This window comes from Bacteroides mucinivorans (genome assembly GCF_034654355.2).
Lineage (GTDB): Bacteria > Bacteroidota > Bacteroidia > Bacteroidales > Bacteroidaceae > Bacteroides > Bacteroides nordii.
Map to the genome: position 1 here is coordinate 3394073 of NZ_CP178179.1, position 14811 is coordinate 3408883.

Sequence of the window (14811 nt, forward strand, 5' to 3'; positions counted from 1 at the left end):
GAACTACAGGCTTTTAATCTACATTAATCCGCGTTAATCCGCGTTTCAATAAAGATTTAAAACTCTGTGCTACTCTGTGGTGAAACTCAGTATATATCTCCTTTCGCCAATTCCCCCAACAACTGCGCATACTTTTCTACCACAGCCCCGGCGTATCTTTTACCTTTTTCTGCCGTAGCCAGCCGGGGATCTCCGATGCCTGTATCCTCAGATACTTTCTGCCAGTTTCGCGGAATCCATGCAACCTTTTCTTGCAGTGAACTTATGGCAAATGGTTTGTATTTACCCTCACCGGCTTCTTCCAGATTAACTAACTCCGGGTGATAATGCATCATCACAGAAGTTTCCACCTCGTCGGCATGGTCGCCTGGCCGATCGAAGTACTCCTTTGCCGGAAGCACCGCAAACCACTCGCTGCAAGCTATCAGGAAGTCCGGGTAATCAACAGATAAGTCGCGAATCATATTCTTGAAATTATTCCCGCCATGTCCATTGATAATCACCATTTTGCGAATGCCCTGTGTATGGAGTGAAGCCACGATATCCGTAAGGATTGCCCTCTGAGTCTCATACCGGGCATGTATACAGAAGGGTAACTCGCGCTGTCCCGGATTTTGTGACCCCATAGTTACAGGAGGCATCACCATACAGCGCACACCATACAACTCTTTACTGCGCTCTGCCGCATCAACGGCAATGGCGTGTGCCAAGATACAATCTGTCAAATAAGGCAGATGCAGATTGTGCGGTTCGGTAGCTCCCCAGGGAAGCAGTACCAAATCATAAACTAACTCTCTCGTTTTTCCGTAGCATGATACGGACAAGTCAATTTCTTTATTCATCGTCATCCTTTTTTATCTGAATTCAATAGATACAAAATCATTTTAGTTTCTTCTCCGGCGAGTAAATCAACCCGTCTACTGCATGTTCGCCATCAAGCGTGACAAAAACAGTTGTAAACATCCACTTCACCAGACGAACCTGAGGAGTCGTAAATTTCCCTACCGGAAGTTTCAGCAGCACCTTATTCCACCCCTTATTCAAGTGTACCTTCAAAGGAGGGCGGGCTGTAAAGTTTTCATTACCCAAAGGCGTTTCATTATCCGGCTTTGTGTGGGTAGCCGTCCACACAGGAGGAAGTATTTCACTATCGTTCAGCCAGATGCGGCTCCCTTTATAATCCCACTTTCCGGCTGGAGGAGGTAAGTCTTTCTCCGAACGTCCGTAGTTCTGAAACTCCGCCCACAGCCCCACATCCTGTGCTTTGGGCGAATATACCCATGTATAGGCATATGCCGTATGGTTTTCTGCCGGCTCTTTATAGAAAGAGGGGACCAGCGTACCCCATACATGACGCAGATAGATACCCGCACCGATAGCCTGCCGCACATTATACGCTTTGCCATCATATATATACTGATCTTTGAGTCCGGCTTCGGGTGGAAATGCCTGTTCCGGATTTCCTCCATTGGGAAAAGCATCCGTAATGTTCCACTTCACATTTGTCTGCTTCACATAAGCAAAGGGATATCCTTTGAAATGATGCTCTTTGTGCCACAACATTCTTTCTTCAAAATCAGCAAAACTCTTAAACTCCTCCGAGTCTTCACCCGGAAGAACCGTACCGTTCCGGTTAAAATATTCGGAGCCTCCCCCTCTCCACGAACGCTCGGCAAAAGCCAGCATGTTAGGATAAAAGGCATTCTCCCTGATCACATTCTCCTCGGGCACTACTACCCTATCCTGCCACACTGCCATGATAGCCCCGGCTATATCCTCACTACCCTGAGGCTGATTGTAAATGCGACTGTTATACAAAGCTATTATATCGGCAAATACGTCAAAATGATTCAGGTAGTGGAACCTTGAATCAATGGCAGGAATACCTTCCTGCGCCTTTCCGCGGTAGCTCCAGAGGTGGGTCATATCTATTTCTCCCGGTTTGTAGTGCCAGCCCGGATTCCAGGAAATCACTTTCTTGCCTTTTGCCCGGATATAGGCTACCATCTCCGGCGCAAATTGCGGATTGGTAAAGGCTACCTCATCCGTGCCGATATGCAGGTAAGGTACCTCAAAAACCTCACAGACCTCATCCATCAGCAGTTTAAGAATTTTCATTCCCGCTTCGCTCTGCATATCGTGCCGAAAGGCCCGTACAAAGGCGGCACTATGCCCCGGCATATCAAACTCCGGTATCAGCAATACCTGACGCTGTTTACAGTACCGAACCAACTCTTTAGCTTCTTCCTGCGTATAAAACTTGCCCGGCATACGCGTCACATTACAACTGTCGTTCAATACCGGAAAGAGCTTACTCTCAAGCCTCCATGCCTGGTTCTCTGTCAGATGCCAGTGAAACACATTAATTTTATAACGAGAAAGCATGTCGATCTCCCGCTTCAATTCGTCCATAGAAATATAGCCTCTGCCTACATCCTGCATGAATCCCCGTACCCGGAAAGCAGGCCAGTCTACAATCTCACATCCCCGAACAAAGGTCTTTCCTCTCCGGTGCTGCAACAATTGGTTCAATGTTTGTAATCCCCAATAAGCTCCTTGTTCGGTGATAGCCTCAACCCTGATATTGTTTCTATGTACCGTCAGGCGATATGCTTCATTTTCATTCAAGGGTATCCCCTCCAGTTTCTCAACCAACCGGATTTCAATTACAGAAGAGGCGCGCTCATCGGCAGTCCCTCCCGCTTCGGTCACCCATGCTTCCAGTTGCGGAACAAGTACGGAAGAGACGAGCCTCACCCGTTTCATATCAAACTGCTCACCGCTCAGTTTCACTTGCTGCGGCTCTGGCAGGAAATGAATCTCACCTGCCCGGACTGTAGGAAATGTACAAAGCAACAGGAGAAATGCAACGCTATATACAATGTGCCTCATTTCACTATATCTTTTATTTTAATCTGTTGAAATGTCATATGCGCCACACTGCTCTCATACAAAATGCCAATCGTTTCATTGTCCACCAACGTAAGACAGGAATATCCCCAACCATCGGCCTCGTCTATCAACAACTGATGTTCAGGCAACCAGGTCACGCCTCCATCCAGACTGGCTTTTATAGTGATATGGTTTCTTCCCTTCGTTGTATCAGGATTGGAGAAGAACAAAAGATCTCTGCCAAGCACATTGTCCTTTGCCTCTACTTTTATCAGACTTGCCATACACACCGGCTCACGCAAAGCACTCCGCGAAGAAATATGTTCTGTCCACGTTTCGCCTAAATCCCTGGTTATAGATACTGCACGACTTCCACCCCGGTTATCGCGCATGTTCAGCATCAATACACCAGGCTCTACTTCCGCCACTTGTGCCTCGGTGGTATTGGTACGGGCATAGTTATGTATTTTCCAGGTTTGTCCCCGGTCCTTACTGTACATAATACCGGCGTTGGGTATACGTGTGGCATCAATAAACTGAATAGGAAACACCAGCGTACCGTCTTGCATGGTGATACCACGCCCCGGTCCTTGCAGCAGGAAATACCAGGAAGGATCTTTCACCTGCTCCGTGATGTTGATCGGAGCCGACCACGTCTTTCCATCGTCAGTACTCTTTGTCATCATCAATTGCGCCGTATGATTCATATCCATTCCCGGATGCGAACTCACCCACGCCCGCTGATTGCCCATGCCGTGCGTCCATGCAGCAACAATCCATATTGTATTGGTCTTTGTATCTACCAGAATAGACGGATCTCCTACCCCATTCTGTGCAGCAGGCAGTCCTCCATACTCTCCAAATGCCAGTGGCAAACGCATTTTCTCCCATGTCTTTCCACCATCCGTACTCCGGCTTAAACCTACATCGACGCGCTCCTGCAAATCAACACTGCTATTATAGCGCACGTCATACACTCCCAACAGCGTACCTTTGTTGGTAGTCACCAATCCCGGAATACGGAATGCGGCCGACTGATCATCTCCGGCATGACGCACGCCTACCCCCATGCGGTGTTCTGTTTCTTTCGGAGATACAATATCTATAAGTGCTTGTTTACCATCCACTGTCACAGAGGCGATACTCGCCGTAACCTTAGCGGCCAGCGGAGTGGAAGGCTTCATTTGCAAGCTGACCCAGAAATAATTGACACCTGGAAACAGATCTTGGCTGCCCTTCAATGTAACTTCGGCGTTAGGATTACTCACTTCGGCTTTTTTGATTGAATAAGACGGATTGGCAGCCAGCGTATTTCCCACAGCATGGCTGGAAATGTATTCAACTGGTGCAAAACGGTTCTTATGCTTATTCTGCAACGCCTCTGTACCGCTATAATAAAGTTTCACCGATTGAATATCTGAAAGCCTTGTTCCTTTGTCTAATTTCAAAACCACATTATTTAGTTTTTTGCTCTCTTGTGCATTCAGGCGCAGATAGAACAGAACGTTGTCTTGTCTTTCGATCAAGACAGGGATACGCGCTTCCTTAACGAATATAGTATCTGCTGCATAAAGCACAGGTGTGGTACATAAAAAGCAGAAAAGGAGAAACAGAAGAGGGGTCTTTTTCATGGTAATGATTAAAATTGTATGAATATTATTGAGGACAAAGATACTATTTTTCATTTTACAGGATAGGAGGATAATTAAGTTATTTAGCATAGATAAAGTCTATTCCATATTATCAGTTTTAGGCCGCAAAAAATAGAGTTGCAACGCCAATGCTATCAGAACAACAACGCTAAGCCATGCAAAGCCCAATCCCAGATTGCCACCATCGGTCCAGCGTCCCAACAAACTGGTAACCGCTGCTCCGGCAAATACACCAGTCATATTCATTATACCATAAGCCGTGGCTCTATATTTAGTTGACACAAACTGGCACAGAATAGGCATGTTGTTCGCATCGAAAATGCCATAGCCCACACCAAACAACAAACCCGCTCCCACGATGCCTGCTGTATTGTGGCCAAATCCCAACAACATCAGCGCCGGAATTGTAAGTCCCAATCCGATAGCACCGGTATAAACTCTACCACGGATATTCTTCAACACCCATCTATCCGAAAGAACACCTCCAAGCAATACACCGACGAAAGAAGACAAAGCAATCGTTATAGTTGACATTGGCCCCGCTTCGGCCATCGGAATATTCAAATTTTCGGCAAACAGCGTAGGCAGCCAGTTCTTTGTAGCCCATCCCGGAAGGCTCGGTGCGGCAAAATAGAACAATATTACCCAAAATGCAATGTTACTGAACAACAAAGAAAGGCCTTTGAATACAGATGATTTCTGCTTCGGCTCCTCTCTGCGTAAACGTTCAATCTCAATATGCTCTTTATTCTCATGTAAGAACAACACCAGAATCAAAGCATAGATAATACCGATAATACCAAACCAATGGAAAGCAGTATGCCAGGAGTATGCCGCTGCTACCGTAGCACCGAAGCCACCGATAGCCTGCCCTGTGTAAAGCCCCGTCATGTGTATACCTACTGCCAATGACCGGGATTTATCCTGATGCCAGTCGGCAATCAGTGAAAGCCCGGCGGGAATATAAAGTGCTTCACTAACTCCCATCAAAGCGCGCAACCAATATACCTGACTGAACGTTTCGGCATATCCCATGCCAAAAGTGACAGCAGACCATACGAAAAGACTCCCTACAATTAACCACTTTCTATTCAGCCTGTCGGCAATCATACCGGCTACCGGGCTCATAAATCCGTATATCCAAAGAAACACAGCCATCAAACGGCCGAAATTAGTAGCTGATTGTAGCTCTGCAATATCCAGTTGCATGGCGTCTTTCATCGTCGAGAGCATCTGACGATCCATGTAATTGAGTAATGCCACTCCCCAGAGAAGAGCTACCACAATCCATGGATAAATTCTTGAGTTTTTCATAATATGCAGTTCTTTTTATTTATTATTGCGTACTTCCTGCTACGGTTTATACTTGTCTCTAAAACAAGTATCTCTCTCATCACCCGTAAATATAAGAATATACTTTTTCTTTCAAACCTCACTATTCAGTGAGGTTATCTATTGATAGTCAACACATTCAGAAGTACTATTCTTTATATTATAAAAGTACGTATTTAATGGAGTGTTAAATGTACACTTTTGCTATACAAGAGTGTACACTTTCATACTACAAAAGTACGTACTTTTACAAAGGAAGAATCCGATCTTTAACATCTACGTTAATAATGTTAATAGACAATGCCATTAAAAACCGTAAACAATTCGTATGGCAAAATATATATATATTGTTGTTTTAAGGTAGTAATTCCTGGCAAAGTACATAGCCCTTCGTTAACATCCGGGGGATGTGGAAAGGACCTTTGAAAATGTTACCTTTTGCCGGTTGTGAGACTGTTCCGTTGCGATGAAGATATCCATACCATTCGCCAAAATCACTATCAGGAAAATGAGCGTATGTCCAATCACTGATTTGCTGATGCATAGCAAGATATTTTTCATCTTTTGTTGCCTGGTAAGCGTAGAGTGTAGCGATAATAGCTTCCGTCTGCGGCCACCAGAATTTCATATCATGTGCATAATCCTGTGGGGGCAGGTTACGACAATCTCGGAAGTTGATAATACCACCGTGTTCTTTATCCCATCCCCACTCCCAAGACCAGTCGAGAATGGTAAGAGCCATGTCTGTAAGCTGTTTATCCCAGTTACGGAACTTGGCTTCTTCAAGGATAAACCAGGAGGTTTCAATACAATGGCCCGGGTTGATGATACGTCCATTTATGGTATCAATAAATTCACCATTAGCACCCACTGTCTCCAGTAATGCTTTAAACTCCGGATGCATAAAGTCCTTTTTCAGCAAAGCAATAGAGTCATCAATTTGCTGGTCGAGTATGGGATCGGCTATGGCAGCCCGAATGCGCGAAGCTGTATTTATAAGGATCATGACAATCGAATGCCCCTTTGTATGCACCGTTTCACAGTATTTTGGCTCCAAAATGCCGGGAGTCTGGAGAAAGCGCTGAATGTCTTTAAATAAGTTTAAAGCCTTTTCTGCATAAGCCCTTTCGCCCGAAGCAATCGCATACTCCGCCATCGCAATGGCTGCAAAGGTTTCGGAGAATACATAACGGCGTTTACGAATAGGCTCTCCGGATGCTGTAACTTCAAAAAACATACGCCCATCCGAATCAAAACAGTGATGTTCTATGAAATCAAGTGTGCTCTTTGCCGCAGCCAGCCAGTCGGGGTTCTGCTCAATATGATTGTATGCATAACTGCATGTAAAAGCAAAACGCCCCTGAAACCAAACGGATTTGGTAGTGTCTATCAGCGAACCGTCACGATTTAAACAAGTATATATACCTCCATTCTGGCGGTCCAGACCATGCTTCAACCAAAAAGGCATAATATTATCCAGCATGTCAGCCTTGTACGAGGCCGACCATGTCTGTAGGTATTCGGTTACATTCATAAAAATAGATTTAAAATTTATTGCAACGCTCAAAGAAGTGAATGGCCTCTAACTCAGCTTTCAAACGTGCTTCTTCTTCATCGGTTATATTCTGGAACGGAGTACGGTTCTTGCCAAGATCCAGACCTATCAATTTCATTATTCTTTTACCACCAACAATATTGCCCCGATAGTGACAAATCACATTGATAACCTCCTGAGAGAAGTTCTGAAGTTCGCGTGCTTTCTCCAAATCACCTGCATTCCATGCGTCGATAATACCAACCAGGTTGCAACCATTGTAATTGGTAGTACCACCAATTCCTCCCTGAGCACCTCCCATAGCCAGACAAGGAAGAATCGTTTCATCCTGTCCATGCAACATATCAAATTTGCCGTTCTTGTAAAGACGACATTGGTTGTACTCATACAAACTTTCATACGTATACTTAATACCTGCAAAGTTGGGGATACGTCCGTCTACCGCTTCAAGGAAAGCTACCATAGACAGAAAGGCGCCGTTAAAAGCAGGAATATGATAAAAGTAGAAAGGCAGATTGGGTGCACCACAAGCAATCTCTTCACAATATTTCACCAACTCTTCTACGCGACCTACCTTAGGAAAAGGAGGAGCCATTGCACCAATTCCCCATGCACCTATCTTTTGTGCATGTTCTGCCAGACGCCGGCTCGACTTCACACAAGTACTGCCCACATGAACAATCACTTTGAAACCTTCGGGAGCTACTTCGATCCAACGTTCGGCCAGCTTCATGCGCTCTTCTTCTGTCAACATATAGCCTTCGCCGGAAGAACCGTTGATAAAAACACCTTTCAAACCATTCTTCGCTAACATGACGGCATAGGCTGCAATCGGCTCATAATTTACTTCCCCATCCTCATAAAAAGGAGTAAAAGGGGCATCAATCAATCCAATAATCTTTTCCATAAGTATACAGTTTTCATATATCAAACAATTTATTTAAACATTCATGTTGCAAATATAAAAACTTCTTAATTAACAGCAAGTATATTTCTAAATTATTTTATTATTATACCTATATAAAAGTTATATTATTTATTATATCTTCTTATATAAACCAATAAAGAAAGAATATTAATAAATTAAAGAGCTAAAACGAAACGAAATATTTAAAATACCCGTATATTTGTTCAGCATTAATCACTAACATGGCATATATGAAACATAATCTGCTTAAAGAAATAGAAATGGGCTCCAAAAATGCCCTTGTAAAGAAGAGAATCATTACACATTATATATACAACGGTAGTTCAACCATTACCGACCTCTCAAAAGAGATGGATTTGAGTGTGCCAACCGTTACCAAATTCATAGATGAAATGTGTGAAGACGGATATATCAACGACTATGGTAAGCTGGAAACAAGTGGTGGACGACACCCCAATCTGTACGGACTCAATCCGGAATCCGGCTACTTCATCGGAGTAGATATCAAGAAGTTTGCCATCAATATCGGACTTATCAACTTTAAAGGAGATATGATGGAACTCAAAATGAATATCCCCTATCAATTTGAAAATTCAATAGAAGGGTTGAATGAACTGTGCAAACTCATAGCAAACTTTATAAAAAAACTCAATATCAATAAAGAGAAAATATTAAATATCAATGTAAATGTATCAGGGCGGGTAAATCCGGAATCGGGTTATAGTTTCAGTCAGTTCAATTTTGAAGAACGCCCGCTGGCGGATGTCTTGACAGAAAAACTTGGCTATAAAGTAACAATAGACAATGATACGCGCGCCATGACTTACGGAGAGTATATGCAGGGATGCGTAAAGGGAGAAAAGAATATTATATTCGTCAATGTCAGCTGGGGACTGGGTATAGGGATCATCATTGACGGGAAAATATACACCGGAAAATCGGGATTCTCGGGTGAGTTCGGACACGTAAGTGCTTATGAAAACGAAATCATTTGCCACTGTGGGAAAAAAGGATGTATCGAGACTGAAGCATCAGGTTCGGCGCTGCACCGCATATTACTGGAGCGTATTAAAAACGGAGAAAACTCCATCCTGTCCGACCGCATTTCGTCAGAAGATCCTATCACCCTGGACGAGATCATTGCAGCTGTCAATAAGGAAGATGTTCTTTGTATCGAAATAGTGGAAGAAATCGGGCAAAAATTAGGAAAGCAGATTGCCGGACTTATCAATATTTTCAATCCGGAACTGGTAATTATCGGAGGCACTCTGTCGCTTACCGGAGATTATATCACACAACCGATAAAAACCGCGATTCGAAAATATTCTCTCAACCTGGTGAATAAAGATTCGGTTATTCTCACTTCAAAGCTGAAAGACAAAGCCGGAATAGTAGGAGCTTGCATGCTTGCACGAAGCAGAATGTTCGAGGATTAACCCTCGGACATCCGCTTCATAAAAGCTTTTATACCTTCCCCATCGGTCACATCTGGTGCCCAGGGAGCCATATTTTCAGGAGTCAACGGAGCATAAGGCCCCTGCTTTATTTCATATATCACCGTACCAGGCTCAAGCACTACAATACAGTGCCATGTACAAGGTGGAATCTCTATTCCATACATACCTTTTTCCGGATTCAGGTTTACCTTCTCTGTCACATTTCCTTCTTCATCAAACAGAATAGCAAGCAGGCTACCACGGAGAACAAGATATATTTCTTCTTTATCCGGATCCTTATGACGATGCGGAGGTAAATATGTATCGGGTTCCAACGCATTCAACATACGATGAATCGGTGCATCCATAGATTCATGGAAGTTGTAATTCATACGCAGACGCGGATTCTCCTTAGCCTGTCCGGATACCGTGTTCAGCAAAGCTTCAGTAATTAACTTCATAACGCTTACTTCACTTTTTCAATAGTATCCGAAGCAACAGTGACCAATGCACATCCCAACCCCGCGATACGAAGCATTAATTTATTCTTACCCTGACAATCAAGCAACTCACCGGTCGCCCCTTCCAATTGTCCCCGAGTCACCCGAACTGTTATTCCCGGAGTCAGTTCTTCAGCAAATTCAATAAATTCACCGGCATTCTCTACCATCGAACGAAAGACCTCCATCTGACATTCCGGAATAGAGACATAACGCCCTTCTTCGCGTAGCAGGAAAGAACCCCCTTTTACACTTTTAACCTTAGCAACATCGCCCACCGGCAGATGCACAAAGATATAACCCGGAACAACAGGAATCATTACCTTTCTCTTACGATTGTTCCACAAACGAATTACAGACTGAAGTGGCAAATAGCTTTCAATGCCAGCTTTATCGAGCCGTTCTTTCACTTTTTTTTCCGCTCTGCCAGCTGTATAGACAGCATACCAGCAAGAAGTTTTTCCTTCTATTTCTCTGTTTGTTGTTTCCATCCCTTTAATAAGTCTTTAACAAAAAGAATCCATCCCACACTACCAACGCCTGCCAAAAATACAAAGCCAATAAGAATCATGATTTTATTTGGTTTAGCGGGCTTTAAAGGCACCGTCGCTGGTTGTACTACTGTATATACAGGAGTAATCTCCTGTACTTTAGCCTTAGCCATCTGCAATTGCTGAGCAACCTGATTGTATACCCCATAAGCAAGGCTCATCTCATTCTGCAAACGTTCTTGTTCCGTACGGACACTGTGTAAAACGATATTCTGATTACCATCGGCATACCGGGCATACTTTTGTTGTGCTGCATAATAGTTAGCCTTGGCTTCATCATATAATTTTTCAGTAAACTTCAGGTCATGGCGGGCTTTATTGGTACGATAATCTGTAATATAATTCTGCAAACGACGCATCACAGTATCAGTCAATGCAGCTGATATCAATGGATCCTGCATAGTAACAGACAAAGTAGTCACCCCAGTTTTTTTATCTACAGACACAGAAATGCGTTTACTCAAAGCATCGGCAATAGCAGCCTCATCTTTAGTTAGCATAAATGGATTAACTTTACCATCTCCCTGTCCCACAGGTTCGTCTTTAAATAAAGAAACTACCCATCCCAAAGCTTTAAATGGTGCAGATATAATAGTTCCCCACCACGGGTTTCTTTGATGTTCGTCCAGATAGTCGTATAACCGAGTCTTTAACTCACCTTTTTGATCTTCTACCTTTACATCAAACAACTCCGTCAGAAAAGGAGTCGAACTTACAATATCCGGATACAAATCAGGAAAAAGAGCATCATCTCCTCCGGAATTGCCTAAATTAACACCTGCCATAGCAGCCAAAGCTCCCATGCTCCCACCTGTTGATTTTCCTGTTGTCTCAGGAGCAAGTGTCACACTGGTAGCATACTCTTTAGGGATACTAAAAGCAACTACAAGTGCTACTATTGCAGCAATCCCACAAGTTTTGAAAACCAATTTACGGTTAGCCCAAACCTTTTTGGCCAACTCTATCAAATCTATTTCCTGCTCCTCAACAGGCTGAGGTATTTTATTTTTATCAGTTTCTTCGTTCATGTTATCCACGGTTTTTTTATATTATTTCTTCAATAAATTTGCAACCGTAGCTGCCATTGTACCGATTGAAGCAGCCGAGGTAGTCAAACCGATAATTTGTGCAATATCCACACGCTTGCGCTCACGCTTCGTTGGAATAATGATTTCGCACCCCGGCTCTATTTTCGCTTTACGCAAACGTTTCACCCTTGATACTGTACCATTCATATACACAATATAAGCCTTACTCTTCTTGGCACGAGCTCCATAGCCACCTGCCTGATCAATATAATGTCCTAACTTAGCTCCTTTCTTATATAATACGGTATTGGGATACATCACTTCACCATTAATGCGAACTGTACTCAAGTATTCCGGTACGATCAACTGATCTCCTTCACGTAGTACCATATCATAATCAGAACCCGGATTCTGTAATGCTTTATCCAGTTCAATACCCACTGTATATTGTTCACTCAACGCAAGACTTCCCAAAGCAACAGAATCTTTACCGCTACTATGAATAGCCATACGCAAAGTAGCGCTACGAAGAGCACGCTCTTCATCATTCATCCGACGGATAAGACGGGCACCTTTTGCATACGCATCAGCAGTCAAACCACCCGAACGGGCAACCAAATCAGACAAACGTTCGCTCTTCTTCAACAGGGTATATCCACCGTCGAAAACAACTTCGCCCGAAACGCTGACTTTACGCTGCACCTGATAAGCAGGGCTACGACGTACTATAACTTCGTCATAAGGCTCCAACACAAATCCGGGAGTTCCGTCAACAACATAACCATCTTTTACAGAGAAAGTAAACACCTCACCCAAACGGCTGGTAGACGTCATACCTTTGGGATCTTTCAAACGACGGGAGATATCTATTTTAACAGTAGATGCAGCTTCCAGCAAACCACCAGCTTGCACGATAAGGTCTTCTAATGTGGTATTTTCGGCATAAGGATATGTACCGGGACGTGCAACCTGTCCTCCAATCGTAAATGCTCCACGCTCCTGAAGTTCATGGATACTGGGGATTACCAATACATCATTCTTAATAAGAGGAATATCGGCCACCGAACCATTCATCATACCTTTCAGATCAATAGGTATAACTTCTAATGTCAAATCTTCATGCTCACGGAATAATTGTGCACGATTCAAAAAGGCATCACCTTTCAAACCTTCTGCTTTCTGGATCAGCTGTTTCACCGTATTCATATTGCCACTTAACTCATACATACCACTACGGTAAACAGCTCCGCGAACTTCAACACGATTCTCAAAACGATCCAGGATAGAACCTACAGTCACTGCGTCGCCATCGTCTAAATGGAATACGGAATAATCCATTTCGTCGATATTGAACAGCTTGTATTCACGTCCACTCTGACGTACCAGACGGACTCCTTTTGTATAAGCATCACCAGAGAACCCACCGGCATACTTTATCAAAGTAGCAAGTGTTTCGTTCTTCTTCATTTCATAATACATCGGACGTTTCACCTTACCCGATATATCAACCAGCTTCTCATAAGGAGGAACAATGATTACATCCCCTTCCATCAAGCGAATATCATCTAACAATTTTCCTCTTAAGATATAATCGTATACATCCAGGTCGGCAATGCAGTTACTACCACGCATCACTCTGATACTACGCAAACTACCGATATTGTTGACTCCTCCCGCACGATACAACGCATGAAATACCGTAGATAAAGAGGATAGCATATAAGTGCCCGGGACAGCAACTTCACCCATTACATTAATTTGAATGGAGCGTATCTGTCCTAACGTCAGTCGTACTTCAGATTCCGGATTGGTACCTGATACCTGTGAATAAATCTTGCTGAATTCTTTTTTGAGAAAGCTGTTTGCTTCTGCAACGGTCATGCCATTCAAATAAACCGGACCTAACAGATTAACCATTATATTTCCCTCCGGAGAAATGGTCTTTCGCATACTGGCTTCATTGGCTCCCCATACATCTATAATAACTTCATCACCGGGACCCAAACGATAATTAGGTGGAGTAGCCATATTGACATTAGGTTCAAATGTCAAATTCCGGCTATTAAAGATATTGCGACCAAAGACTAAACGAGCTGCAGCAGCTGTACCTTTAGTAGTAGGGTCACTTACTTCTGTACTGATAACATCAAATGTTCCGGCTGTCACTTCATTAGAAGCATCCTGCCTCCTTTCTCTTTGTTGTGATGCAACACTTTGATCTACAACGGCAACATCGGCCCCTTGGCCCTCTTCGTATCGTTCTTTTATTCGCTCAGCCTGTTGTTTGGTTACGCCTCGTGCAGTCAATTCTGTTATAAGCTGCTTTTGATTCTTTCCCGATTTCTGGCCATCTTTCACATACTGGATTACTTGATCATCGGACATTTGTGCCATTACTGCCCCAGTCAAAGTAAACGTCAAAAAGAACAGTGTGATAAATCTACGCATAAGATATTCTGATAAATCTTTTTTGAGTTTCTTTCTTAAATCGGGCACAAATATAATACATTATTTTCATAATATACATTTATTTCATTCCGAAGTTTCAGAAAATACCTAAAACGAATAAATATGTTCAAAAATAGTACATAATGATATCTCGGTGCACAAAGATAAAAATTCTTTTTTACCAACTATCAATCTACAGAAAATCAATATTATATTAAAGCAAAACAACTATAAAACAGCTCAAGTCCTCCATATAATCACTATCTTTAAGCTATTTTTATATCAGCTTTTTTTTCAGAGTTAGCAAAACAAATATTTTCTTTAACATTTAACATTTAGTCTTATTGCTCTCCCATATTTCATAATATTGTAAATTCTATTTTATCTACATCGTCCTCTTTATACTAAATTTTTCCATTAGCTTCTTCCCACCTGACTACATTTTATTAATATTGAAAATGTAAAACTAATCGCTGAAACCAGACTTTG

At 42.9% G+C, this 14811-nt stretch carries 11 protein-coding genes; 1 reads left to right on the forward strand and 10 read right to left on the reverse strand.

The annotated features are described in order from the left end of the window. Positions 1-86: 86 nt before the first annotated feature. From VCM39_RS12975 to VCM39_RS13000, 6 genes are all read right to left on the reverse strand, one after another. Positions 87-842, reverse strand: coding sequence for a creatininase family protein (locus VCM39_RS12975; RefSeq protein WP_221649048.1), 756 nt, complete (start codon positions 840-842; stop codon positions 87-89). Positions 843-879: 37 nt separating this feature from the next. Further along, complete coding sequence (locus tag VCM39_RS12980) at positions 880-2892, reverse strand: family 20 glycosylhydrolase (RefSeq protein WP_322932506.1); 2013 nt, start codon at positions 2890-2892, stop codon at positions 880-882. Continuing rightward, positions 2889-4523, reverse strand: a complete 1635-nt coding sequence (locus VCM39_RS12985; RefSeq protein WP_221649050.1) for a sialidase family protein — start codon at positions 4521-4523, stop codon at positions 2889-2891. Before VCM39_RS12985 ends, VCM39_RS12980 begins: the two co-directional genes overlap by 4 nt. A 99-nt stretch (positions 4524-4622) precedes the next feature. Continuing rightward, the gene (locus tag VCM39_RS12990) at positions 4623-5858 is read right to left on the reverse strand and encodes an MFS transporter (RefSeq protein WP_289294155.1); all 1236 of its coding nucleotides are present in this window, start codon (positions 5856-5858) and stop codon (positions 4623-4625) included. Between the two features lie 373 nt (positions 5859-6231). Further along, positions 6232-7410: an AGE family epimerase/isomerase gene (locus tag VCM39_RS12995; protein WP_289294154.1), complete on the reverse strand. Its 1179-nt coding sequence runs from the start codon at positions 7408-7410 to the stop codon at positions 6232-6234. A gap of 10 nt (positions 7411-7420) precedes the next feature. Then, positions 7421-8338 carry a dihydrodipicolinate synthase family protein gene (locus VCM39_RS13000; RefSeq protein WP_221649053.1) on the reverse strand — a complete coding sequence of 306 codons (918 nt, stop codon included), beginning with the start codon at positions 8336-8338 and terminating at the stop codon, positions 7421-7423. Between the two features lie 251 nt (positions 8339-8589). Between VCM39_RS13000 and VCM39_RS13005 the strand changes: the two genes are divergently transcribed. Next, entirely contained in the window at positions 8590-9795 is a 1206-nt protein-coding gene (locus VCM39_RS13005; protein WP_221649054.1) for an ROK family transcriptional regulator, read from the forward strand. On the opposite strand, the gene VCM39_RS13010 is transcribed toward VCM39_RS13005, so the two are convergent. Genes VCM39_RS13010 through VCM39_RS13025 form a run of 4 tightly spaced genes read right to left on the reverse strand, consistent with a single transcriptional unit; the run spans position 9792 to position 14322 of the window. Beyond that, the gene (locus VCM39_RS13010) at positions 9792-10256 is read right to left on the reverse strand and encodes a WbuC family cupin fold metalloprotein (protein ID WP_221649055.1); all 465 of its coding nucleotides are present in this window, start codon (positions 10254-10256) and stop codon (positions 9792-9794) included. The genes VCM39_RS13005 and VCM39_RS13010 overlap by 4 nt on opposite strands. 5 nt (positions 10257-10261) lie before the next feature. Then, positions 10262-10786 (reverse strand): UpxY family transcription antiterminator, encoded by a 525-nt coding sequence (locus tag VCM39_RS13015; RefSeq protein ID WP_221649056.1) that lies wholly within the window; start codon positions 10784-10786, stop codon positions 10262-10264. After that, positions 10762-11874, reverse strand: coding sequence for a Wzz/FepE/Etk N-terminal domain-containing protein (locus VCM39_RS13020; protein ID WP_221649057.1), 1113 nt, complete (start codon positions 11872-11874; stop codon positions 10762-10764). Before VCM39_RS13020 ends, VCM39_RS13015 begins: the two co-directional genes overlap by 25 nt. 21 nt (positions 11875-11895) lie before the next feature. Continuing rightward, the gene (locus VCM39_RS13025) at positions 11896-14322 is read right to left on the reverse strand and encodes an SLBB domain-containing protein (RefSeq protein ID WP_221649058.1); all 2427 of its coding nucleotides are present in this window, start codon (positions 14320-14322) and stop codon (positions 11896-11898) included. Positions 14323-14811 lie beyond the last annotated feature (489 nt).